Annotated in this window: 25 protein-coding genes; 15 read left to right on the forward strand and 10 right to left on the reverse strand. The window is 61.1% G+C overall.

The genetic code is table 11. The annotated features are described in order from the left end of the window. Positions 1 to 4 precede the first annotated feature (4 nt). Entirely contained in the window at positions 5 to 1,519 is a 1,515-nt protein-coding gene (gene betC, locus DBR46_RS16580) for a choline-sulfatase (protein WP_124527045.1), read from the reverse strand. Between the two features lie 103 nt (positions 1,520 to 1,622). Between betC and DBR46_RS16585 the strand changes: the two genes are divergently transcribed. The 6 genes from DBR46_RS16585 (at position 1,623) to DBR46_RS16610 (ending at position 7,212) form a co-directional block, all read left to right on the forward strand. After that, positions 1,623 to 2,573, forward strand: coding sequence for a LysR family transcriptional regulator (locus DBR46_RS16585; RefSeq protein ID WP_124527046.1), 951 nt, complete (start codon positions 1,623 to 1,625; stop codon positions 2,571 to 2,573). 31 nt (positions 2,574 to 2,604) lie between these two features. After that, the gene (locus DBR46_RS16590) at positions 2,605 to 2,934 is read left to right on the forward strand and encodes a DOPA 4,5-dioxygenase family protein (protein ID WP_017734738.1); all 330 of its coding nucleotides are present in this window, start codon (positions 2,605 to 2,607) and stop codon (positions 2,932 to 2,934) included. 95 nt (positions 2,935 to 3,029) lie between these two features. Continuing rightward, positions 3,030 to 3,989, forward strand: a complete 960-nt coding sequence (locus DBR46_RS16595) for a 2-dehydro-3-deoxygalactonokinase (protein WP_124527047.1) — start codon at positions 3,030 to 3,032, stop codon at positions 3,987 to 3,989. 1 nt (position 3,990) lies between these two features. Then, positions 3,991 to 4,611 (forward strand): 2-dehydro-3-deoxy-6-phosphogalactonate aldolase, encoded by a 621-nt coding sequence (locus DBR46_RS16600; RefSeq protein ID WP_124527048.1) that lies wholly within the window; start codon positions 3,991 to 3,993, stop codon positions 4,609 to 4,611. Positions 4,612 to 4,658: 47 nt separating this feature from the next. Next, the gene (gene dgoD / locus DBR46_RS16605; RefSeq protein ID WP_124527049.1) at positions 4,659 to 5,807 is read left to right on the forward strand and encodes a galactonate dehydratase; all 1,149 of its coding nucleotides are present in this window, start codon (positions 4,659 to 4,661) and stop codon (positions 5,805 to 5,807) included. A 94-nt stretch (positions 5,808 to 5,901) separates the two neighbouring features. Further along, the gene (locus tag DBR46_RS16610; RefSeq protein WP_124527050.1) at positions 5,902 to 7,212 is read left to right on the forward strand and encodes an MFS transporter; all 1,311 of its coding nucleotides are present in this window, start codon (positions 5,902 to 5,904) and stop codon (positions 7,210 to 7,212) included. A gap of 60 nt (positions 7,213 to 7,272) precedes the next feature. On the opposite strand, the gene DBR46_RS16615 is transcribed toward DBR46_RS16610, so the two are convergent. The 3 genes from DBR46_RS16615 to trpB all read right to left on the reverse strand — a co-directional run bounded on the left by DBR46_RS16615 (position 7,273) and on the right by trpB (position 9,892). After that, positions 7,273 to 7,716, reverse strand: a complete 444-nt coding sequence (locus DBR46_RS16615; RefSeq protein ID WP_124527051.1) for an anti-virulence regulator CigR family protein — start codon at positions 7,714 to 7,716, stop codon at positions 7,273 to 7,275. A 139-nt stretch (positions 7,717 to 7,855) separates the two neighbouring features. Continuing rightward, positions 7,856 to 8,665: a tryptophan synthase subunit alpha gene (gene trpA / locus DBR46_RS16620; protein ID WP_124527052.1), complete on the reverse strand. Its 810-nt coding sequence runs from the start codon at positions 8,663 to 8,665 to the stop codon at positions 7,856 to 7,858. Continuing rightward, entirely contained in the window at positions 8,666 to 9,892 is a 1,227-nt protein-coding gene (gene trpB, locus DBR46_RS16625; RefSeq protein WP_017734731.1) for a tryptophan synthase subunit beta, read from the reverse strand. A 110-nt stretch (positions 9,893 to 10,002) separates the two neighbouring features. Here trpB and DBR46_RS16630 point away from each other — a divergent pair, with 110 nt between their 5' ends. Next, the gene (locus DBR46_RS16630) at positions 10,003 to 10,899 is read left to right on the forward strand and encodes a LysR family transcriptional regulator (RefSeq protein WP_124527053.1); all 897 of its coding nucleotides are present in this window, start codon (positions 10,003 to 10,005) and stop codon (positions 10,897 to 10,899) included. Here DBR46_RS16630 and DBR46_RS16635 read toward each other — a convergent pair. Continuing rightward, the gene (locus DBR46_RS16635; RefSeq protein WP_003170746.1) at positions 10,896 to 11,222 is read right to left on the reverse strand and encodes a YqjD family protein; all 327 of its coding nucleotides are present in this window, start codon (positions 11,220 to 11,222) and stop codon (positions 10,896 to 10,898) included. The two genes, DBR46_RS16630 and DBR46_RS16635, sit on opposite strands and share 4 nt — an antisense overlap. A gap of 156 nt (positions 11,223 to 11,378) precedes the next feature. Here DBR46_RS16635 and DBR46_RS16640 point away from each other — a divergent pair, with 156 nt between their 5' ends. Both DBR46_RS16640 and DBR46_RS16645 read left to right on the forward strand, forming a co-directional pair. Then, positions 11,379 to 11,594, forward strand: a complete 216-nt coding sequence (locus DBR46_RS16640) for a dodecin (RefSeq protein ID WP_003220389.1) — start codon at positions 11,379 to 11,381, stop codon at positions 11,592 to 11,594. Between the two features lie 103 nt (positions 11,595 to 11,697). Next, on the forward strand, positions 11,698 to 11,922 hold the full coding sequence (locus tag DBR46_RS16645) for a DUF1161 domain-containing protein (RefSeq protein WP_124527054.1): 225 nt from the start codon (positions 11,698 to 11,700) through the stop codon (positions 11,920 to 11,922). Between the two features lie 123 nt (positions 11,923 to 12,045). On the opposite strand, the gene DBR46_RS16650 is transcribed toward DBR46_RS16645, so the two are convergent. Next, positions 12,046 to 13,047, reverse strand: a complete 1,002-nt coding sequence (locus DBR46_RS16650) for an LLM class flavin-dependent oxidoreductase (RefSeq protein ID WP_124527055.1) — start codon at positions 13,045 to 13,047, stop codon at positions 12,046 to 12,048. A 219-nt stretch (positions 13,048 to 13,266) separates the two neighbouring features. Between DBR46_RS16650 and DBR46_RS16655 the strand changes: the two genes are divergently transcribed. Both DBR46_RS16655 and DBR46_RS16660 read left to right on the forward strand, forming a co-directional pair. Beyond that, positions 13,267 to 13,698, forward strand: a complete 432-nt coding sequence (locus tag DBR46_RS16655) for an OsmC family protein (RefSeq protein ID WP_124527056.1) — start codon at positions 13,267 to 13,269, stop codon at positions 13,696 to 13,698. Positions 13,699 to 13,908: 210 nt separating this feature from the next. Further along, a complete protein-coding gene (locus DBR46_RS16660; protein ID WP_017734725.1) occupies positions 13,909 to 14,148 on the forward strand; it encodes a DUF1161 domain-containing protein in 240 nt (79 codons plus the stop codon). On the opposite strand, the gene DBR46_RS16665 is transcribed toward DBR46_RS16660, so the two are convergent. Next, on the reverse strand, positions 14,149 to 14,571 hold the full coding sequence (locus DBR46_RS16665; protein ID WP_124527057.1) for a hypothetical protein: 423 nt from the start codon (positions 14,569 to 14,571) through the stop codon (positions 14,149 to 14,151). Between the two features lie 101 nt (positions 14,572 to 14,672). Here DBR46_RS16665 and DBR46_RS16670 point away from each other — a divergent pair, with 101 nt between their 5' ends. Then, positions 14,673 to 15,716 (forward strand): aminopeptidase, encoded by a 1,044-nt coding sequence (locus DBR46_RS16670; protein WP_124527058.1) that lies wholly within the window; start codon positions 14,673 to 14,675, stop codon positions 15,714 to 15,716. A 95-nt stretch (positions 15,717 to 15,811) separates the two neighbouring features. On the opposite strand, the gene DBR46_RS16675 is transcribed toward DBR46_RS16670, so the two are convergent. Beyond that, entirely contained in the window at positions 15,812 to 16,471 is a 660-nt protein-coding gene (locus DBR46_RS16675; RefSeq protein ID WP_124527059.1) for an HAD family hydrolase, read from the reverse strand. Beyond that, positions 16,468 to 17,010 (reverse strand): gamma carbonic anhydrase family protein, encoded by a 543-nt coding sequence (locus DBR46_RS16680; protein WP_124527060.1) that lies wholly within the window; start codon positions 17,008 to 17,010, stop codon positions 16,468 to 16,470. Before DBR46_RS16680 ends, DBR46_RS16675 begins: the two co-directional genes overlap by 4 nt. Before the next feature lie 76 nt (positions 17,011 to 17,086). Here DBR46_RS16680 and prlC point away from each other — a divergent pair, with 76 nt between their 5' ends. Both prlC and DBR46_RS16690 read left to right on the forward strand, forming a co-directional pair. Next, complete coding sequence (gene prlC, locus DBR46_RS16685) at positions 17,087 to 19,162, forward strand: oligopeptidase A (RefSeq protein WP_177414069.1); 2,076 nt, start codon at positions 17,087 to 17,089, stop codon at positions 19,160 to 19,162. Beyond that, positions 19,159 to 19,434: a YheV family putative zinc ribbon protein gene (locus tag DBR46_RS16690; protein WP_017528719.1), complete on the forward strand. Its 276-nt coding sequence runs from the start codon at positions 19,159 to 19,161 to the stop codon at positions 19,432 to 19,434. The genes prlC and DBR46_RS16690 overlap by 4 nt, the downstream gene beginning before the upstream one ends. Before the next feature lie 7 nt (positions 19,435 to 19,441). Here the strand turns inward: DBR46_RS16690 and DBR46_RS16695 are convergent, their stop codons facing one another. Then, positions 19,442 to 20,128, reverse strand: coding sequence for a tyrosine-protein phosphatase (locus DBR46_RS16695; RefSeq protein WP_124527062.1), 687 nt, complete (start codon positions 20,126 to 20,128; stop codon positions 19,442 to 19,444). Positions 20,129 to 20,361: 233 nt separating this feature from the next. Here DBR46_RS16695 and DBR46_RS16700 point away from each other — a divergent pair, with 233 nt between their 5' ends. Further along, positions 20,362 to 21,114, forward strand: coding sequence for a gluconate 2-dehydrogenase subunit 3 family protein (locus DBR46_RS16700; RefSeq protein ID WP_124527063.1), 753 nt, complete (start codon positions 20,362 to 20,364; stop codon positions 21,112 to 21,114). The last annotated feature ends 2 nt before the right edge of the window (positions 21,115 to 21,116 follow it).

A 21,116-nucleotide genomic window follows, 5' to 3' on the forward strand; every position in this document is an offset into this window, starting at 1 on the left:
AGTTTTATTGGTGTTGGCAGGGTTGTGGATAACGTGCCTTGCGCTCCAGGTCGTCGAGGTCGATATGGTTGCGCATGTACTGCTGACTGGCGTCCACCAGTGGCTGGTGATCCCAGCTCTTCAGCTTGCCCTGGGTCAGTGCTTCAAACACCAGGCGACGGCGGCGTTGGCTGGCGAGCACCTGCTGGTGGATCGCCGGGATGTCCCATTTGGCCCGCGCTTCCTTCAAAAACGCCTCGAACAGCGGCCGGTGTTCCGGTGACTGGCTGAGGTTTTCCCGCTCGTGCGGGTCATTTTGGACATCGAACAGCAGGCAAGGGTCGTCTTCGCTGTAGATGAATTTGTAGGCGCCCCGGCGAATCATCATCAACGGGCTGATCGTGCCTTCGGCCATGTATTCGCCAAACACTTCGTCGTGCCCGCCCTGCCCTTGCAAGTGCGGGACCAGTGAGCGGCCGTCCAGTGGCAGGCGCGGGTCGAGCGTGCCGCCGGCCAGTTCCACCAACGTTGGCAGCAGGTCGGCGGTGGACACGGCCTGGCTGACACGGCCCGATGCAAACTGCCCTGGCGCACTCACCAGCAGCGGCACGCGGGCGGCCATTTCAAACCAGTGCATTTTGTACCAGAGGCCGCGTTCGCCGAGCATGTCGCCATGGTCACCGGAAAAAATGATGATGGTGTCGTCGGCCAGGCCGGTGTCTTCCAGGGTTTGCAGGAGTTTTCCGACATTGCTGTCGATGTAACTGCACGCGCCGAAGTAGGCACGGCGCGCATCGCGGATCTTATCCACAGGTAGCGGCTTATCCCACAGGTCGTAGACCTTGAGTAGGCGCTGGGAGTGCGGGTCGAGATTCGCTTGCGTCGGCGTTGTAGGCAGTGGGATGTCGGCGTCGTCGTACAGATCCCAGAACGGCTTGGGAATGGTGTACGGGTCATGGGGATGGGTCATCGACACGGTCAGGCAGAACGGCTGGTCGCTGTCCTCGCGGATATGGTCGAACAGGTACTGCTGGGCCTTGAACACCACCTCTTCATCGAAATCCAGCTGGTTGGTGCGCACGCACGGGCCGGCTTGCAGCACCGACGACATGTTGTGGTACCAACTGGGGCGCACGTCCGGTTCATCCCAGTTCACTGCCCAGCCGTAGTCGGCGGGGTAGATGTCGCTGGTCAGGCGTTCTTCATAGCCGTGCAACTGGTCGGGGCCGCAGAAATGCATCTTGCCCGACAGCGCCGTACGGTAGCCGAGGCGACGCAGGTAGTGGGCATAGGTCGGTACATCGGCGGGGAAATCAGCCGCGTTGTCGTAGGCGCCGATCTTGCTCGGCAATTGGCCACTGACCAGGGTAAAACGCGACGGCGCGCACAATGGGCTGTTGCAATAGGCGGCGTCGAACACCACGCCCTGTGCGGCGAGGCGGCTCAAATTGGGCAACTTGATCGGCGAAGAACCGTAGAACGGCAGCAACGGGGCGGCCATTTGATCGGCCATGATGAAAAGAATGTTCTTGCGCTTCATGGGTTGTCGGCATTCCATAGGCGGTGTTTATGCGAATGAGCATGCAGCCCATGCAAATTGGGGTAAAGCCCATGAAAAGCAATGTCTAGGATAAGCACAGCTTATGTATGAAGCCCTCGGTGATGTGTCCCTCGACCTGTTGCGCGCCTTTGAAGCGGCCGCGCGACACCGCAGCTTTACCGCGGCCGCGATGGAGTTGGGCACCACCCAGCCGGCCATCAGCCAGCAGATCAAGCGCCTGGAGGAACAGCTGGCGATTCGCCTGTTTGACCGCATTTATCGTGGCATCGAGTTGACCGACGCCGGCGCGTTGCTGTTCGACCATGTGCAGGGCGGCTTGCAGAGCATCAACGCCGGCCTGAGTGCTATCACCCAGCAGGACCAGCACGAAGTGCTGCAAGTGGCCACCGACTTTGCTTTCGCCGCCTATTGGCTGATGCCGCGCCTGCACCGCTTCCACCAGGCCAACCCGCAAGTCGACGTGAGCCTGGTGACCAGCGAACGCAACCACGCCACCCTGCGCAGCGATATCGACGTGGCGGTGTTGTTTGGCGACGGGCGCTTCAAGCAGGGCGAGAGCTTGTGGTTGTTCAACGAGGAAGTGTTCCCGGTGTGCAGCCCGCAGTGGCTGAAGGAGCAGGTCACGCCACTGACTGTACAAAATTTGCACGATTTCCCGTTGCTGCACCTGCGCCAGGAAAACAATAGCCAGTGGTTCGACTGGAGCGGCGTATTCCGCGAACTGGGCATCAGCGCGGCGCCCACCCCCGGCCAGCTGCGTTTCGACAACTACACCTTGCTGATCCAGGCAGCGATTGCCGGCCAGGGCGTGGCCATCGGCTGGCGCCACCTGGTGGACAACCTGCTGGAGCAGAACTGGCTGTGCCGGCCGGTCAGCGACACGGTGATTTCGCGGTTTGGCTATTACGTGGTGCAACCCCAGCGTAAACGCCGAGGCCAGTTGGTGGAGCGCTTTGTCGAGTGGCTGCTGGCCGAGCAAGCCAGCAGTGCGCAGTCGTTGACCGGGCTGGCTCTGCCGTCGATTGCGGTCTAGGATTTGCCGCTTACTGGATCCGGAGTCCGTCATGCAACGTATCAAGGGCTACCACGCCCATATCTACTTCGACGCGAGCACCATAGAACAAGCGCGCACCCTGTGCGAAGACGCCGCCAAACTGTTCCCGCTGCGCATGGGCCGTGTCCACGAAAAACCCGTCGGCCCGCACCCGGACTGGAGCTGCCAGCTGGCGTTCGATCCCGAGTACATCGGCGTGGTGCTGCCGTGGCTGGTGATCCATCGCAATGGGCTGGTGGTGTTCCTGCACCCCGATACCGGCGATGACCTGAAGGATCACACCGACTACGCGGTCTGGATGGGGGCGATGCGGGAACTGAATTTGTCAGCTTTTTCCTAAATAAAATCCCTAAATATGGGATTGATATTTATATATTGAGACTTTCGCTCGCGTAGGTTTATATTCCTGCATCCGCTCATAACTCAGGTGAAGCGATGCAGGCGCAATTGATCGCGCTCGATTGGGGGACCAGCTCCCTTCGTGCTTACAAATTAGGACCGGCAGGTGTCGTGCTGGAACACCGCGCGCTGGCGTGCGGGATCATGCATTTGCCCAGCGAGCCCCGGGACATTGCCGGCGTGCATTGCAGCAATGGCTTCGAACTGGCCTTCGACGCAGCCTGCGGCGATTGGCTCGACGCCCAGCCCGGCCTGCCGGTGATTGCCTGCGGCATGGTCGGCAGTGCCCAGGGCTGGAGCGAAGCGGCCTACCGCCATACGCCGGTGGATGTCGCCCGCCTGGGCCAGGCGCTGCATTGCGTGCGCAGCCTGCGCGGTGTGGATGTACATATCGTGCCCGGCGTGATCGAGCAGGCTGGTTTGCCCAATGTGATGCGTGGCGAAGAAACCCAAGTGCTGGGCGTGCTGCAAGGCCTCGGTGCGGAGGTGTTGATCGGCCTGCCGGGCAGCCATTCCAAGTGGGTCGAGGTGGTCGATGGCTGCATCACCCACTTCGATACCTTCATGACCGGCGAAGTCTTCGCGGTACTGAGCAAACACAGCATCCTCGGGCGCACCCAACTGCCGACCGAACATTTCCAGGCCGAGGCCTTTGACCGTGGCGTGCAGGTGGCGCTCTCGCAAGACGGCCAACGCGGCGTGCTGTCCACCCTGTTCAGTGCCCGCACCCTTGGCCTGACCGGCGAACTCGCCCCCGAGCAGCAGCCGGATTACCTTTCCGGGTTGCTGATTGGCCATGAACTCGCCGGCTTGCCGGCCCGCGCCAAGCAGCAGTCGATCATTCTGGTCGGCGCCGCCGCCCTCTGCACCCGCTATCAACGCGCCCTCGCCCTCTGCGGTTTCGCCCACGTCAGCCTGGCGCCGGAGGCCAGCGAACGTGGCCTGTGGCAATTGGCCGTGGCCGCCGGGCTCACTCAACCTGCATCGGAGGCCTGAGATGCTCAAGCACGCACTCGCACAAAACGGTTTGATCGCCATCCTGCGCGGTATTCGCCCGGACGAAGCCCAGGCCGTCGGCCAGGTGTTGTACCAGGCCGGGTTTCGCGTGATCGAAGTGCCGCTCAACTCGCCGGACCCGTACACCAGCATCCGCACCCTGCGCGACAGCCTGCCCGCCGATTGCCTGATCGGTGCCGGCACGGTGTTGACGCCCGAGCAGGTCGAGCAGGTCAAGGCGGCCGGGGGCCAGGTAATCGTCATGCCCCACAGCGACGCCAAGGTGCTGCGCGCAGCGAAAGCGGCGGGGCTGTTTTTGTCGCCGGGCGTTGCCACGCCCACGGAAGCCTTCGCCGCCCTGGCTGAAGGTGCTGACGTATTGAAGCTGTTTCCCGCCGAGCAAATGGGCCCGGCGGTGATCAAGGCGTGGCTGGCGGTCTTGCCGGCGGGCACGTTGCTGCTGCCGGTGGGCGGCATCACCCCGGACAACATGCAGGTGTTTGTCGACGCCGGCGCCAAAGGCTTCGGGTTGGGTTCCGGTTTGTTCAAACCGGGTATGAGCGTGGATCAGGTAGCGAGCCGTGCCCAGGCTTATGTCGCCGCCTGGAAAGCCCTGAACTGAATCAAGCTTCGCGCCCACAGGCGCTGCATCTATAAGAGAGATAACAGATGAAAATCACCAAACTGACGACTTTTATCGTCCCGCCGCGCTGGTGCTTCCTGAAGGTTGAGACCGACCTGGGCGTGACCGGCTGGGGTGAGCCCGTAGTCGAAGGCCGCGCTCACACCGTTGCTGCTGCCGTTGAAGAACTGTCCGACTACCTGATCGGCAAAGACCCACGCAACATCGAAGACATCTGGACCGTGCTCTATCGCGGCGGCTTCTACCGCGGCGGCGCCGTGCACATGAGCGCTCTCGCCGGCATCGACCAGGCGCTGTGGGACATCAAGGGCAAGGCCCTCGGCGTGTCGGTCAGCGATCTGCTCGGCGGCCAGGTGCGTGACAAGATCCGCGTGTACTCCTGGATCGGCGGCGACCGCCCGGCCGACACTGCCCGCGCCGCCAAAGAGGCCGTGGCCCGTGGTTTCACTGCCGTGAAGATGAACGGCACGGAAGAATTGCAGTTCGTCGACAGCTTCGAAAAAGTCGACCTGGCCCTGGCCAACGTCGCCGCCGTGCGTGACGCGGTGGGCCCGAACGTCGGCATCGGCGTGGACTTCCATGGCCGGGTGCACAAGCCCATGGCCAAGGTGCTGATGAAAGAGTTGGACCCGTACAAACTGATGTTTATCGAAGAACCAGTGCTCAGCGAAAACTACGAAGCGCTAAAAGAGCTGGCGCCGCTGACCAGCACGCCGATTGCCCTCGGCGAGCGGCTGTTCTCGCGCTGGGACTTCAAGCGCGTGCTCAGCGAAGGCTACGTTGACATCATCCAGCCCGATGCTTCCCACGCGGGTGGCATCACCGAAACCCGCAAGATCGCCAACATGGCCGAAGCCTACGACGTGGCCCTGGCCCTGCACTGCCCGCTGGGCCCGATTGCCCTGGCGGCATGCCTGCAACTGGACGCGGTTTGCTACAACGCGTTTATCCAGGAGCAAAGCCTGGGCATTCACTACAACGAGAGCAACGACCTGCTCGACTATGTGAAAGACCCGGGCGTGTTCGACTACGACCAAGGTTTTGTGAAGATCCCCAACGGGCCGGGCCTGGGTATCGAGATCAACGAGGAATACGTGATCGAACGCGCGGCTATCGGCCACCGCTGGCGCAACCCGATCTGGCGCCATGCCGACGGCAGCTTTGCCGAGTGGTGATAACCCCCTGACGGAACCGGCTCCCACACTGACCGCGTTCCTCCAGTGAGTTTTTTCCTCAGTCCTCAATAAACATAAGAAGAGGCACCCCCTCATGCATCCTGAATCCTTCACCGGCCAGGCTTCTTTAGTCACGCCTACCCGAAAGCGCTACTTCATCATGGTGCTGCTGTTTATCACCGTGGTCATCAACTACCTCGACCGCAGCAACCTGTCGATTGCCGCCCCGGCACTGACCAGTGACTTGGGGATCGACCCGGTGCACGTCGGGCTGATTTTCTCCGCGTTCGGCTGGACCTACGCTGCGATGCAGATCCCCGGTGGTTGGCTGGTGGACCGTGTGCCGCCGCGCATTCTCTATACCGCTGCCCTGTTGCTGTGGTCCATCGCCACCGTGATGCTCGGGTTTGCCGCCAGTTTTATCGCGCTGTTTGTGCTGCGCATGGCCGTGGGTGCGCTGGAAGCCCCGGCCTACCCGATCAACAGCCGAGTGGTCACCACGTGGTTCCCTGAGCGTGAACGTGCCACGGCGATTGGCTTCTACACCTCCGGGCAATTTGTCGGGCTGGCGTTTCTGACGCCGGTACTGGCCTGGCTGCAACACCACTACGGCTGGCACATGGTGTTTGTGGTCACCGGTGGCGTGGGCATCTTGTGGGCGGCGATCTGGTACGCGGTGTACCGCGAGCCCAAGGATTTCAAAGGTGCCAACGCTGCGGAAATCGAGCTGATCCGTGAAGGCGGCGGCCTGGTGGACATGCAGGAAAAAGCCGCGAAGGCGCCGTTCAGCTGGGTCGATCTGGGCATTGTGTTGAGCAAGCGCAAACTCTGGGGCATTTACCTGGGGCAGTTTTGCCTGAACTCCACGCTGTGGTTTTTCCTGACGTGGTTCCCCACCTACCTGGTGAAATATCGCGGCATGGACTTCATCAAATCCGGCCTGCTGGCGTCGCTGCCGTTTCTCGCAGCGTTTGTCGGCGTGCTGTGTTCCGGGATCTTTTCCGACTGGCTGATTCGCCGGGGCGCCTCGGTGGGCTTTGCGCGCAAGTTGCCGATCATTGGCGGGTTGCTGATCTCCACGGCAATCATCGGCGCCAACTATGTGGACTCGACGGCGTGGGTGATCGCGTTCCTGGCGCTGGCGTTCTTTGGTAACGGGTTGGCGTCGATTACCTGGTCCTTGGTGTCGACCCTGGCACCGGCGCGCCTGTTGGGGCTGACCGGTGGGGTCTTCAACTTCATTGGTAATTTGTCGGCGATCGCCACGCCGATCGTGATTGGCTTTTTGGCCAGTGGTGATTCGTTTGCGCCGGCGATTACCTATATCGCGGTGCTGGCGTTGCTTGGGGCGCTTTCCTACATACTGCTGGTGGGTAAGGTCGAGCGCATCGAACTCAACGAATAACCGGTGGCAGGGGCGCTTGTTGTGGCGAGGGAGCTTGCTCCCTCGCCACAAGGTCAGTGTTCAGTTCAGTACGCCGTCGAGAATCTCGTAGACGATGCCGGTTCCTACGGCAATCAACACCACATCCGGCCCCGAACGGCGCCACTCATAACCTTGGTACACCGGCAGGCGTGCCAAGGCGCGGCTGTCCAGGCGTTCGCCGTAGTAACCATGGGGCAGTGGCTGGCCCCGCACCAGGCGCACATTCGGCGGTGGCGGTGCGCCACGGGAGAACTGGCCGTGGTTGTCGCGGATCACCTGGCGTACCGGGCCGAAGTCCTGGGGCGGGCCGCCGCGACGGTTGTCCTGCGGGCCGCGATGGTCGTTGCCACGCTGCTGTTCGTGCTGGCCTTGCGGGCCGCCACGGTCAGGACCGCCCTGATCATTCGGCGCGGCCTGCACCAGGGCGCTGGCGCCGAGGACCAGCACGCCAAGACTGGCAATCACGGTTTTAGGCATTTTCATTGGGGGCTTCCTCAACTGCACAAACAACAAAAAGGGATTTCGAACGAGGTTCGAAATCCCTTGGTCTTGTCAGTTTAGGTAGCGGATCGACAGGATGATTCCTCTGTATCAGGAACTTTACCTACCGCTTACGAGCCGCTTACTTACGGGCGCTGCGGACACCTTCCGACAGCGCTGCGCACAGCCCCAGCACGCCATCAATCGCTTGCTGATCATTTTTCGCAGTGGCGATGTGATCGATCAACGCCGAACCGACCACTACGCCGTCAGCCAAACGGGCGATCGCCGCCGCTTGCTCCGGGGTGCGGATACCAAAACCGATGCTGATCGGCAGGTCGGTATGGCGACGCAGGCGGGTCACGGCCTCTTCGACGTGTTCCAGGGTGGCGGCACCGGCACCGGTCACACCGGCCACCGACACGTAGTACACAAAGCCGGAGCTGCCGTTGAGCACGGTAGGCAGGCGCACGTCGTCGGTGGTTGGCGTGGTCAGGCGGATAAAGTCGATACCTGCGGCCTGGGCCGGGTCGCACAGCTCGCCGTTATGCTCGGGTGGCATGTCGACCACGATCAGGCCGTCGACGCCGGCTTCCTTGGCGTCGGCGATGAACTTCGGCACGCCATATTTGTGGATCGGGTTGAAGTAACCCATCAGCACCAGCGGGGTTTCGCTGTTGTCCTTGCGGAACTCGCGGACCATTTGCAGGGTTTTCAGCAGGTTCTGCTTGGCTTCCAGCGCGCGGATGTTGGCCAGCTGGATCGCCGGGCCGTCGGCCATCGGGTCGGTGAAGGGCATGCCCAACTCTATCACGTCGGCGCCAGCGGCGGGCAGGCCTTTCAGGATGGCCAGCGAGGTGTCATAACCCGGGTCGCCAGCGGTGACGAAGGTCACCAGGGCGGCGCGGTTTTGTTCTTTAAGCTGGGCGAAGCGGGTTTGCAGGCGGCTCATTTAGTGTTTCTCCTGCTGAGACTGTTCCATATGGTGCATCACGGTCTGCATGTCTTTGTCGCCGCGGCCGGAAAGGTTAACCACCATCAGGTGATCCTTCGGCAACGTCGGTGCGCGTTTGAACACTTCGGCCAGGGCGTGGGCGCTTTCCAGTGCAGGAATAATCCCTTCCAGGCGGCAGCATTTGTGGAAGGCGTCGAGGGCTTCGTCGTCGGTCACCGAGGTGTACTGGACGCGGCCGATGTCATGCAACCACGCGTGTTCCGGGCCGATGCCCGGGTAATCGAGGCCGGCAGAAATCGAGTGGGCGTCGATGATCTGGCCGTCGTCGTCCTGCAACAGGAAGGTGCGGTTGCCGTGTAATACACCGGGTACGCCGCCGTTGAGGCTGGCGGCATGCTTGCCGGTTTCGATGCCGTGGCCAGCGGCTTCAACGCCGATGATTTCCACGCTGGTGTCGTCGAGGAACGGGTGGAAGAGGCCCATGGCGTTGGAACCGCCGCCGATGCATGCAACCAGGCTGTCCGGCAGGCGGCCTTCCTGGGCTTGCAGTTGGGTGCGGGTTTCCTTGCCGATCACGGCCTGGAAGTCGCGGACCATCGCCGGGTAAGGGTGTGGGCCGGCCACCGTGCCGATCAGGTAGAAGGTGCTGTCGACATTGGTCACCCAGTCACGCAGGGCTTCGTTCATTGCGTCCTTGAGGGTGCCGGTGCCAGCGACTACGGGGATCACTTCCGCGCCCAGCAGCTTCATGCGGAACACGTTGGCCTGCTGGCGCTCGATGTCGGTGGTGCCCATGTAGATCACGCATTGCAGGCCGAAACGTGCAGCGACGGTGGCGGTGGCCACGCCGTGCATGCCGGCGCCGGTCTCGGCGATGATGCGTTTCTTGCCCATGCGCCGTGCCAGCAGGATCTGGCCGATGCAGTTGTTGATCTTGTGCGCGCCGGTGTGGTTCAGCTCTTCGCGCTTGAGGTAGATCTTGGCGCCGCCGCAGAATTCGGTCAGGCGTTCGGCGAAATACAGTGGGCTTGGGCGGCCGACGTAGTCCCGTTGGAAGTAGGCCAATTCCTCGTTGAACGCCGGATCGATCTTGGCCGCTTCGTATTCGCGGGCCAGGTCGAGGATCAACGGCATCAGGGTTTCAGCGACGTAGCGGCCGCCGAACGCGCCAAACAGGCCGTTGGCATCTGGGCCGTTGCGTAGGTCGGTCTGGGACTGAGTCATGGGACGCTCCAGGAAAGAATGGGTGTAGGAAACAATGACGGCCACTCTACCCCTCACGCTGTGGCCTGAAAACCGATAAGATTGCCGCAACCTGTCAGGAAAAATCACAGATGAGCCGAGACCTTCCGCCCCTCAATGCCCTGCGGGCATTTGAAGCTACAGCGCGACTGAACAGCGTCAGTCAGGCAGCCGAGCAATTGCACGTGACCCACGGTGCAGTCAGTCGGCAGCTGAAGGTGCTGGAAGAGCACCTGGGTGTGAGCTTGTTCGTCAAGGATGGGCGCGGCCTTAAACTCACAGATGCGGGTATCCGTCTACGGGACGCCAGCGCTGAGGCGTTCGAGCGGTTAAGGGATGTTTGCGCCGAACTGACCCAGGCCAGTGCCGAGGCGCCCTTCGTTCTGGGTTGCTCGGGGAGTTTGCTGGCGCGCTGGCTGATCCCGCGCCTGGGCCGCTTGAACGCTGACCTGCCGGACCTGCGCTTGCACCTGTCGGCGGGTGATGGTGACCTTGACCCCCGTCGCCCAGGCCTGGACGCCCTGCTGGTATTCGCCGAGCCGCCTTGGCCAGCGGATATGCAGGTGTACGCGTTGGCCAGCGAACGCATCGGGCCAGTGATGAGCCCGCGTTTCGCCGGTTATGAGCGTTTGCGCCACGCGCCGGCTTCGGCCCTGTGCGCTGAGGCGCTGCTGCACACCACATCCCGCCCGCAAGCCTGGCCCAGTTGGGCGCAGCAGCACGGCATCGCGCCCGGCGCGTTGAAACACGGCCAGGGGTTTGAGCATTTGTATTATTTGCTGGAAGCCGCGGTAGCCGGGCTTGGCGTGGCTATTGCGCCCGAGCCGCTGGTGGCCGAGGACTTGCGTGCGGGCCGGTTGGTGGCACCGTGGGGTTTCAGCGAAACCCCGGCGCACCTGGCGTTGTGGCTGCCCAAGCGCGCCGCAGACGGGCGCGCCGGGCAACTGGCGCAGTGGCTCAAGGCTGAGCTGTTGCGCCAGCCGGATTAGTCACCGCGTTTGCACAGCAAGTACGCGGCCAGCAGACCCAGCGCACCTACAGCAACACCGGCTGTAGTCCATGGGTGTTCCTGCGCGTAGTCCCGGGTCGCAACGCCGGTTTCGCGGATTTTCACTTTGCTTTCCTCGTAGGCATCGCTGATCAGGTGGCGGGAGTGCTTGAGGGCATTCTCGGCATTGCTTTTCAGGGCCTTCAAGGTCTTGCGCGACTCGTCAGACGCATCGTCCTTGAGGCTTTCCAGAGACTTGAGCAGGCTCGAAATCTCGGCTTCCATGCTTTCCAGCGACGCTTTGCGTAAAGAAGTGTTGGCCATGTGGACTCTCCTGAAGTGATTGAGTGGCGTGTGTAGATACCGACTCCCGTGGTTTCAGAAAGTGCAGTAAATCTGAACTTTCGCGTAGGAACGGTCGCCAGAAGCATTATGAACATTGACTGCTAGGCTTTATTGACGACCCTCAGGAGAAACCTCATGTCTGATCATCACACCTACAAGAAAGTCGAATTGGTGGGCTCGTCCACCTCCAGCATCGAAGATGCCATCAACAACGCCCTGGCCGAGGCCAACAAAAGCATCAAGCACCTGGAATGGTTTGAGGTGGTCGATACCCGTGGCCACATCAAGGACGGCAAGGCCGCGCACTTCCAGGTCACGCTCAAGGTGGGATTCCGAATTGCCAGTAGTTGAACTTTGCTAACTGGCTGATTGCCATAACCTGCGCTACAACCAATGGGTGCCGATGCCACGAGCGTCGGCACGCTCTTTTCGAATAGCGCAAGGAAGGTAACGGATGAAGAAGTTTCTGTTAGCGGTAGGTTTGTTGAGCATTGCGGGCACTGCCCTGGCGGCCGGCAAGCCTTGTGACGAGCTGAAAAGCGAGATTGCAGCGAAACTGGATGCCAAGGGCGTTGCGCATTATTCCCTGGACGTCGTGGATAAAGGTGCTGCGGGCGACGCCAAAGTGGTTGGCTCGTGCGAAGCCGGCTCCAAGGAAATCGTCTACAAACGCGGTTGATCCCGTGTTGCAAAAACCTGTGGCGAGGGAGCTTGCTCCCGCTGGGCTGCGCAGCGGCCCCAAAATCTTGGGAGCGCTGCGCACTCCAGCGGGAGCAAGCTCCCTCGCCACAGATGGGTTTTTTTAGCCCTTCATCAACTGCGCCAGCAATTCGTAGGAATGAATCCGGTCGGCATGTTCGTACAGGTCGCAGGTAAAGATCAGTTCATCGGCGCCGGTTTGTTCCACCAGCACTTCCAGCTTGGCGCGGATTTTTGCCGGGCTGCCGACCATCGCCAAGCCAAGGAAACTGCCCACCGCATCTTTTTCATGGGGCAGCCACAGGCCCTCCATGCTCTTCACCGGTGGGCGTTGCACCAGGCTTTGCCCGCGCATCAACGCGAGGATGCGTTGGTACACCGAAGTGGCCAGGTAGTCAGCCTGCTCATCGGTGTCGGCTGCGACCAAGGGAATACCGAGCATCACGTAGGGCTTGTCCAGAACCGCTGAAGGCTTGAAGTGATTGCGGTAGACGCGAATCGCCTCGTGCATCAAGCGCGGTGCGAAATGGGAGGCGAAGGCGTAGGGCAAGCCGCGCTCACCGGCCAGTTGTGCACTGAACAGGCTGGAACCCAGCAGCCACACCGGGACGTTGGTGCCAGTGCCGGGTACGGCGATGATGCGTTGGTCCGGGGTGCGCGGGCCGAGGTAGGCCATCAGTTCGGCGACGTCTTCGGGGAAATCGTCGGCGCTGCCGGAGCGCTCACGGCGCAGGGCGCGGGCGGTCATCTGGTCGGAGCCGGGCGCGCGGCCCAAGCCCAGGTCGATACGCCCGGGGTAGAGGCTTTCCAGGGTGCCGAACTGCTCGGCGATCACCAACGGTGCATGGTTGGGCAGCATCACGCCGCCGGAACCCACGCGAATCGTCGAAGTGCCACCGGCCAGGTAGCCGAGCAACACCGAGGTGGCCGAGCTGGCGATGCCGTCCATGTTGTGGTGTTCAGCCACCCAGAAACGGTTGTAGCCGAACTTTTCCACGTGTTGGGCCAGGTCCAGGGAATTGCGCAACGACTGCGCCGGGCTGCCGTTGGCGCGCACGGGCACGAGGTCGAGGGTCGAGAACTTCACGTCGGACAGCGATTTCATAAGCCTGCTTCTCCAAAGGGGCGCGCAGGCTGTTTAGACGAATCAAAACCTGCCGCTTCATGTGCATGGTCTATGCAATGAGGGCATATACCCGAGATTCAATAGCGATGTCGGAAATTTCCTACTGTGTAGCTAGGTTTTCCCGACAGTATGAACTTTGCCGGTCCGACTATCCTCAGAACTCTTACCTACGCAAAACCACAGCTTGAGGAGAAGGCTATGAGTATCGTGAAAAAAGCATCCGCGCATTGGGAAGGTGATCTGAAGACGGGCCTGGGTTCCATTTCCACGGAAACCGGCGTGCTGCGCGAAGCGCCCTACGGCTTCAAGGCACGTTTTGAAGGTGGCAAGGGCACCAACCCTGAGGAATTGATCGGGGCGGCGCATGCCGGTTGTTTCTCCATGGCCTTCTCCATGATTCTCGGCGATGCCGGACTCAAGGCTGACAGCATCGACACCCAGGCTGAAGTAACGCTGGACCAGGTCGATGGCGGCTTTGCGATCACGGCGGTGCACCTGATCCTCAAGGCCAAGATCCCCGGCGCGAGCCAGGCACAGTTCGAGGAACTGAGCACAAAGGCCAAGGAAGGGTGCCCGGTGTCCAAGGTGTTGAATGCGAAAATAACCCTGGATGCCACGCTGGTTAACTAACACCGCAGATCTAAAAATGTGGGAGCGGGCTTGCTCGCGAAAGCGGAGTGTCAGGCACTGAATGTGTTTCTGATACGCCGCATTCGCGAGCAAGCCCGCTCCCACATTTGGTTTTGCGTTAAATCAGAACCTGCGTGTGCAAACTATGGTCGAATAGCCATTGCAGCCTAGGCGCACACCCGTGCGCAGTGCATTCAGGGAGCTACACACATGAAACGTTTTGCCTTGGCGATCATCTGCGGCGTATTGGCCACTTCGGCCGTGGCCGCGCCCAAAGATTGTGAAGAGCTGCGTAAGGAGATCGAGGTCAAGATCCAGGCGAACGCGGTTCCGTCCTACACCCTGGAAATCGTCAGCAAGGAAGAAGCCGACAAGCACGACGTGGCCATGGTCGTCGGCAGCTGTGAGAACGGCACCAAGGCCATCATCTACCAGAAGAACAACGACTGATCAGATGCAGTTGACGCTGCGCTCCTCTGCCAGCAACTGACGCGCCGCGTTGTAGAGCCGGATATTCGGTGTGAAGGCCAGCGAACGGCCTTCCAGTACATAGCGTTGGCCCGCCTGGAAGTTGTCGTATTGCAGCGTCATGAAGCAGGTGCGTTCGGTGGTCTGCCCCAGCCCGCCGAAGCCGCTGCCCGTTGGCACTTCGAAATCAAAGCGCACCATCAACTCGTGGCTGCCGGGCGGGATCTGGAAGAATCGACCGTCATCGAGGTTCTTGCCGTCCAGACGCTGGGCCATCACCAGTTTGGCGTTGGGTGTCGGGGTGGCGAAATCGACCCAGGCTTGCTGCGGATCCACCGCTGGCAACGGCGTAAGAGCGCATGCGCTGAGAAACAGGACGGTAATGGCAAGCAAGAGCTGGCGCATGGCGTGTACTCAATGGAAGAAAAGAAATGGGCCTGACGCAGCAGGCGCCCCTTGAGTATAAACACCACATGGCGTGGAAAAGTCCCAGGAGCAATCGGTGCATGGTCAGGCGTTTTTTCCCAGGGGTGATGCTTGTGCTGCTCAGCGGCTGCTCAAGCATCAGTTATTACGGGCAGTTGGCCAGCGGCCAGTGGCAATTGTTGCGGGCTCGCGAGCCGGTTACCCAGGTCATTGCCGACCCCGCGCGGCCGCCGCTGCTGCGTGAGCATCTGGCGCAATCACAGAAGGCGCGCACCTTTGCCAGTGAGCACCTGCACTTGCCTGACAACCAGAGTTACCGGCTGTACGCCGACATTGGCCGGCCCTATGTCGTCTGGAATGTGTTTGCCACCACAGAGTTTTCGCTCTTGCCTGAAACCCACTGCTTCCCGATCGCCGGTTGCGTGGCCTATCGCGGCTACTACAACCAGGGCGCGGCGCGGGGTGAGGCGGCATTGTTGCGCCTGCGGGGCATGGACGTGTCGATTGGCGGCGTCGAGGCCTACTCCACCTTGGGTTGGTTCAACGACCCGATCCTCAACTCGATGATGAACTGGGGGGATGAGCGCTTGGCCACGCTGATTTTCCATGAGCTGGCGCACCAGCGGTTTTATGTGAAGGACGACACCGAGTTCAACGAGTCATTTGCCAATTTCGTCGAGCAGGAAGGCACGCGGCAATGGCGTGCCGCGCGTGGGCTGGCGCCGGCCAGCGTGTCGACTTCCAAGCAGCGTGATCAGTTTATCCAGCTGATCCTCGATACCCGTCAGCGCCTGGAAAAGGTCTATGCCCAACCTTTGGCGGCCGATGCGATGCGCGCGGCCAAAGCGGCGGAGTTCGAGCGCCTGCGCAGCGATTATCGGCAGATGCGTGACCGCTTGTGGGCGGGTGATAAGCGCTATGACGCGTGGATCAACCAGCCGATGAACAACGCGCGGTTGTTGCCGTTTGGGCTGTATGACCAGTGGGTGCCGGCGTTTGCGGCGTTGTTTCGGCAGGAAGGTGGGGATTGGCTGAGGTTTTATGCGGCGGTGGAGAAGATGGGTGGGTTGCCGGTGGAGCAGCGCAAGGCGGCGTTGAGGCAGTTGGAGAATGGTGCCCTTTAGGGCCCCTTCGCGAGCAAGCCCGCTCCCACATTCGACCGCGTTCTTATGTTGGAAATCGGTCAACTGTGGGAGCGGGCTTGCTCGCGAAAGCGGTCTCAAGGCCGCCGCAAAAACGCCTGATGCATCTCGGCCAACGTCTCAAAGTGCCAAGTCGGTGCCTCGGCATTCAGCTCTTCAAAGCTGCCAAACCCATACCCTACCGCCGCCGAATCCAGGCCATTGCTGCGGGCGCCGATCAGGTCGTGTTTGCGGTCACCAATCATCAAGGTGGTTGCCGGGTCCAGGCCTTCTTCGCGCATCAGATGGGCAATCAACTCGACCTTGTTGGTACGCGTACCGTCCAGCTCGCTGCCGTAGATCACCTTGAAGTGCTTGGCAAAGTCGAAATGCCTGGCGATCTCGCGGGCAAACTCCCACGGCTTGGAGGTGGCGACATACAGTTGGCGACCTTGGTTGTTCAACTCTTCCAGCAGCGGTAGCACGCCGTCGAACACGCGGTTTTCATACAGCCCGGTGACCTTGAAGCGCTCGCGGTAGAAATTCACCGCTTCCCACGCTTTGGCTTCTTCGAAACCGTAGAACTGCATGAACGCTTGCAGCAACGGTGGGCCGATAAAGTGTTCGAGCTTGGTCAGGTCCGGCTCGTCGATGCCGAGTTTGGCCAGGGCGTACTGGATCGAGCGGGTGATGCCTTCACGCGGATCGGTAAGGGTGCCATCCAGGTCGAAGAGGACGGTGGGGTAATGCAGGGTCATTGATCGAATCCTTCAGCCAGGTGCAGGTCTTTGAGTTTCACGTAGTTCGCCGCGCTGTAGGTGAAAAACGCGCGTTCCTTGTCAGTCAGAGGGCGGATCTGTTTAACCGGGCTGCCCACGTACAAGAAGCCGCTGTCGAGTTTCTTGCCCGGCGGCACCAGGCTGCCGGCGCCGATGATCACGTCATCTTCCACCACCGCGCCATCCATGACGATGCTGCCCATGCCGATCAACACCCGGCTGCCTACGCTGCAACCATGCAGCATGACTTTGTGAGCGATGGTCACATCGTCGCCGATCAGCAGCGGGAAACCGTCCGGGTTGAACGGGCCGGCATGGGTGATGTGCAGCACGCAGCCATCCTGCACGCTGGTGCGTGCGCCAATACGGATGCGGTGCATGTCGCCGCGAATCACGGTCAGCGGCCAGACGGAGCTGTCGGTGCCGATTTCGACATCGCCGATCACCACCGCCGAAATATCGACAAAAGCCCCGGCGCCCAGGGTTGGCGTGTGGTTCTGATAGGTGCGAAGGGTCACGATAGCCTCTCTCTCTTTTGCTGATAGCTGCGGTGGGCGTTGATTGTAATTAAGATGGCCCCATCTTTGTTCTTACATGTCTTCAGCCAAGGTACCCACCGTGAGCGCGAACAACCCGCTTTTGCAGTCCTACGACCTGCCGCCGTTCTCGGCGATCCGTGCCGAGCACGTACAGCCGGCCATCGAACAGATCCTCGCTGACAACCGCGTTGCCATCGAAGGCATCCTGCAAAGCCAGGGGAAAAATCCGACGTGGGCCGGCCTGGTCCTGGCCATGGATGAGCTGAACGACCGCCTTGGCGCCGCCTGGAGCCCGGTCAGCCACCTCAACGCCGTGTGCAACAGCGCCGAATTGCGTGAGGCCTATGAAAGCTGCCTGCCGGCGTTGAGCGCCTACTCCACCGAGATGGGCCAGAACCGCGAGCTGTTCCAGGCCTTTGAAGCCCTGGCCAACAGCCCGGAAGCCGCCGGTTTCGACGTGGCGCAAAAGACCATTCTGGAACACTCCCTGCGCGACTTCCGCCTGTCGGGTATCGACTTGCCGCCGGAGCAGCAAAAACGCTACGCCGAAGTGCAGAGCAAACTGTCCGAGCTGGGCAGCAAGTTCTCCAACCAGTTGCTGGACGCCACCCAGGCCTGGACCAAACACGTTACCGAGGAAGCCACCCTCGCCGGCCTGACCGATTCGGCCAAGGCCCAGATGGCCGCCGCTGCACAATCCAAAGATCTGGATGGCTGGCTGATCACCCTGGAATTTCCGAGCTACTACGCGGTAATGACCTACGCCCACGACCGGGCCCTGCGCGAAGAAGTCTACGCGGCCTACTGCACCCGTGCGTCGGACCAAGGCCCGAATGCCGGTCAGAACGATAACGGCCCAGTGATGGAACAGATCCTCGACCTGCGTCAGGAACTGGCCAAGCTGCTGGGCTACGCGTCCTTCTCCGAGCTGAGCCTGGCCACCAAGATGGCCGAGTCCAGCGACCAGGTGCTGAGCTTCCTGCGCGACCTGGCCAAGCGCAGCAAGCCGTTTGCCGCCCAGGACCTGCAACAGCTCAAGGCTTACGCCGCCGAACAAGGCTGCGCCGACCTGCAAAGCTGGGACAGCGGCTTCTACGGCGAAAAACTCCGTGAGCAGCGCTACAGCGTGTCCCAGGAAGCGCTGCGCGCCTACTTCCCCATCGACAAAGTGCTCGGCGGGCTGTTTGCCATCGTGCAACGGCTGTACGGCATCGAGATTGCCGAGCTGAAAGGCTTCGACACCTGGCACCCGGATGTGCGCCTGTTTGAAATCAAGGAAAACGGCCAGCACGTCGGCCGCTTCTTCTTCGACCTGTACGCCCGCGCCAACAAACGTGGCGGCGCCTGGATGGACGGCGCGCGCGACCGCCGTCGCACCATTGATGGTGTACTGCAAAGCCCGGTGGCCAACCTGGTGTGCAACTTCACCCCGGCCGACAGCGGCAAGCCTGCGCTGCTGACCCACGACGAAGTGACGACGCTGTTCCACGAATTCGGCCACGGCCTGCACCACCTGCTGACCCGCGTTGAACATGCCGGTGTGTCCGGTATCAACGGCGTGGCGTGGGATGCGGTGGAGTTACCGAGCCAGTTCATGGAGAACTGGTGCTGGGAGCCGGAGGGCCTGGCGCTGATCTCCGGTCACTATGAAAGCGGTGAGCCGCTGCCCCAGGACCTGCTGGAAAAAATGCTCGCGGCGAAAAACTTCCAGTCCGGCCTGATGATGGTGCGCCAGTTGGAATTCTCGCTGTTCGACTTTGAACTGCACGCCACCCACGGCGACGGCCGCAGCGTGGCCCAGGTGCTGGAAGGCGTGCGCGATGAGGTCTCGGTGATGCGTCCGCCGGCCTACAACCGTTTCCCCAACAGCTTTGCGCACATTTTCGCCGGCGGTTATGCGGCGGGGTACTACAGCTACAAGTGGGCCGAAGTGCTGTCGGCCGATGCCTTCTCCAAGTTTGAAGAAGAAGGTGTATTGAATGCCGAGACCGGCCGCGCCTTCCGCGAGGCGATCCTGGCCCGTGGCGGTTCCCAGGAACCGATGGTGTTGTTCGTCGATTTCCGCGGACGGGCGCCGTCGATTGACGCACTCTTGCGCCACAGCGGCCTGAGTGAGGAAGCGGCAGCATGAGTGAAGGGCCTGTGATCACCAAAAAGCAATTTATCGCCGGGGCGGTTTGCCCGGCATGCAGCGAGCCGGACAAGTTGAAGATGTGGACCGAAGACAGCGTGCCGCACCGTGAGTGTGTGGCCTGCGGTTATACCGACACGTTGAATGACCAAGGTCTGTCAGTGCCCAAGGAATTGGGCACGCGGGTCAATACGTCGGCGTTGAAAGCGCCGGCTGACCCGAAGGTGCAGGCGGTGCAGTTTTTCCCCAATCCCAAGCTGAAAAAAGACTGACGCCTGTTTAGGGTTTTACCGTCAGTCCAATCTCGCTCTTTGGCTCGGCACGGCTTGTTCCTGCCGTGTTGAGCCAACTGTTCATCGAGCACAGTGCAAATGCACTGGTGCTGCAATCGCCATTCGCCAAGGCTGTACGCAACTTGTCGATATCGGCCTTCATCATGTAGCGAACGCCGTCCTTGAAGCCATTGCTGGTGCCAAAGCCGCCCAGGGTCATCTCGTTCAGCGCATCCTCCTTGCTCCATCCCTGCACCACCACGCGATACATCGCCGCCATCAGGCCGGTGCGGTCGGAGCCGTGTTTGCAGTGCATCAGCACCGGGCCGTTGGCCTCGGCGTCCTTGATCGCCCTGAGTGCCGCCAGTACGTCGGAATCATCTACATGGTTAGTGCGATAACTCAGCTGAACTTGACGGATGCCGGGGGCTTTCAGCCAGTTGGCGTCGGACTCCGGCAGGAAGTTAATCACGGTGCCGATCTTCAGTTGTTCCAGCAAAGGCACCGCGCTGCTGTCGGGTAAAGCGCTGCGATACAGGGTGGGCGTCATCTGGTGCAGGTTGTATTGGCTGCCCACGGGCTGGGCCCATTCGGGCGAGCGAATGGACGTGGACTCGTCGGCCTGGGCAGGCACGAGGGTAAACAAGGCCACGAGCGCGAGGCCAAGAGCCGACAGCCATTGATGCTTGAACATGGGTGACGTTAACCAGACATGAGGGTTGGGGAATGGTCCACAGGTTGGTTTACGGGGGGTCAACGGGGTGTGAGGCGGTCGTCAAAGATTCGTGAATCCTCAGTCTTTAGTCGCTGAAACGATTCCTCTCGATCCTTAGGCTGCTATCATTTGTAACCATTGATTGCCAAAAATACCCAAGCCGCTCCCCAGAAGCGGCTGCTAAACCCGTGACCACATGATGAGGTGCACCCATGTCTGATCAAGATCAAGACAACCCCCGGCGTGACTTTTTACGCAAATCCTTGACCTTGATCCCGGTGGTCACGGTTGCCAGTACTGGCCTTGGCGGCTCGATGCTGATGGCCACGCCCGAGCCCGCGCAGGCTGCTCCAGCCAAGCCTGCGGCCAGCGAAAAAGCCTACGAGCCAAGTTATTTTACGGCCGAAGAGTGGGCGTTTATCAACGCGGCCGTGGCGCAGTTGATTCCTGCTGATGCCCAAGGCCCTGGCGCCCTGGAAGCCGGCGTACCGGAATATATCGACCGCCAGATGAATACCCCGTACGCCAGCGGCGCCCTGTGGTTTATGCAAGGTCCGTTCAACGCTGATGCACCGCCGGAGATGGGCTGGCAGAGCAAACTGGTGCCCAAGGACATCTATCGCCTGGGTATCGCCGCGACGGACGCGTGGTCGAAAGCGTTCAACGGTAAAGCTTTTGCTGCGCAAGACAGCGCTACCCGAGACGATATGTTGCGTCGCCTGGAGGCTGGCGGCAGTGAAGTGGCCGCGCATTTCGACGCGGTGCCGCCGAAAATTTTCTTCAACTTGCTGCTGCAAAACACCAAGGAAGGGTTCTTCTGCGACCCGATCCACGGTGGCAACAAAGGCATGGTCGGCTGGACCATGATCGGCTTCCCCGGCGCGCGCGCCGATTTCATGGACTGGGTTGAACGCAACGAGCAGTACCCCTTCCCGGCAGTTTCCATCCGCGGCGAGAGGGCATAAAC

Origin of the sequence: Pseudomonas sp. KBW05, from assembly GCF_003852405.1 — a bacterium.
Taxonomy (GTDB): domain Bacteria; phylum Pseudomonadota; class Gammaproteobacteria; order Pseudomonadales; family Pseudomonadaceae; genus Aquipseudomonas.

Bases quoted from the DNA above. Each gene is read 5' to 3' on its own strand.
- DBR46_RS16690 (WP_017528719.1), top strand. From the start codon at position 19,159: ATGAGTGAAGGGCCTGTGATCACCAAAAAGCAATTTATCGCCGGGGCG.
- DBR46_RS16615 (WP_124527051.1), bottom strand. From the start codon at position 7,716: ATGAAAATGCCTAAAACCGTGATTGCCAGTCTTGGCGTGCTGGTCCTC.
- DBR46_RS16630 (WP_124527053.1), top strand. From the start codon at position 10,003: ATGAGCCGAGACCTTCCGCCCCTCAATGCCCTGCGGGCATTTGAAGCT.
- DBR46_RS16700 (WP_124527063.1), top strand. From the start codon at position 20,362: ATGTCTGATCAAGATCAAGACAACCCCCGGCGTGACTTTTTACGCAAA.
- DBR46_RS16595 (WP_124527047.1), top strand. From the start codon at position 3,030: ATGCAGGCGCAATTGATCGCGCTCGATTGGGGGACCAGCTCCCTTCGT.
- trpA (WP_124527052.1), bottom strand. From the start codon at position 8,665: ATGAGCCGCCTGCAAACCCGCTTCGCCCAGCTTAAAGAACAAAACCGC.
- DBR46_RS16665 (WP_124527057.1), bottom strand. From the start codon at position 14,571: ATGCGCCAGCTCTTGCTTGCCATTACCGTCCTGTTTCTCAGCGCATGC.
- DBR46_RS16590 (WP_017734738.1), top strand. From the start codon at position 2,605: ATGCAACGTATCAAGGGCTACCACGCCCATATCTACTTCGACGCGAGC.
- DBR46_RS16650 (WP_124527055.1), bottom strand. From the start codon at position 13,047: ATGAAATCGCTGTCCGACGTGAAGTTCTCGACCCTCGACCTCGTGCCC.
- DBR46_RS16660 (WP_017734725.1), top strand. From the start codon at position 13,909: ATGAAACGTTTTGCCTTGGCGATCATCTGCGGCGTATTGGCCACTTCG.
- DBR46_RS16640 (WP_003220389.1), top strand. From the start codon at position 11,379: ATGTCTGATCATCACACCTACAAGAAAGTCGAATTGGTGGGCTCGTCC.
- DBR46_RS16635 (WP_003170746.1), bottom strand. From the start codon at position 11,222: ATGGCCAACACTTCTTTACGCAAAGCGTCGCTGGAAAGCATGGAAGCC.
- DBR46_RS16645 (WP_124527054.1), top strand. From the start codon at position 11,698: ATGAAGAAGTTTCTGTTAGCGGTAGGTTTGTTGAGCATTGCGGGCACT.
- DBR46_RS16675 (WP_124527059.1), bottom strand. From the start codon at position 16,471: ATGACCCTGCATTACCCCACCGTCCTCTTCGACCTGGATGGCACCCTT.
- DBR46_RS16610 (WP_124527050.1), top strand. From the start codon at position 5,902: ATGCATCCTGAATCCTTCACCGGCCAGGCTTCTTTAGTCACGCCTACC.
- betC (WP_124527045.1), bottom strand. From the start codon at position 1,519: ATGAAGCGCAAGAACATTCTTTTCATCATGGCCGATCAAATGGCCGCC.
- trpB (WP_017734731.1), bottom strand. From the start codon at position 9,892: ATGACTCAGTCCCAGACCGACCTACGCAACGGCCCAGATGCCAACGGC.
- prlC (WP_177414069.1), top strand. From the start codon at position 17,087: ATGTCTTCAGCCAAGGTACCCACCGTGAGCGCGAACAACCCGCTTTTG.
- dgoD (WP_124527049.1), top strand. From the start codon at position 4,659: ATGAAAATCACCAAACTGACGACTTTTATCGTCCCGCCGCGCTGGTGC.
- DBR46_RS16585 (WP_124527046.1), top strand. From the start codon at position 1,623: ATGTATGAAGCCCTCGGTGATGTGTCCCTCGACCTGTTGCGCGCCTTT.
- DBR46_RS16695 (WP_124527062.1), bottom strand. From the start codon at position 20,128: ATGTTCAAGCATCAATGGCTGTCGGCTCTTGGCCTCGCGCTCGTGGCC.
- DBR46_RS16670 (WP_124527058.1), top strand. From the start codon at position 14,673: ATGGTCAGGCGTTTTTTCCCAGGGGTGATGCTTGTGCTGCTCAGCGGC.
- DBR46_RS16655 (WP_124527056.1), top strand. From the start codon at position 13,267: ATGAGTATCGTGAAAAAAGCATCCGCGCATTGGGAAGGTGATCTGAAG.
- DBR46_RS16600 (WP_124527048.1), top strand. From the start codon at position 3,991: ATGCTCAAGCACGCACTCGCACAAAACGGTTTGATCGCCATCCTGCGC.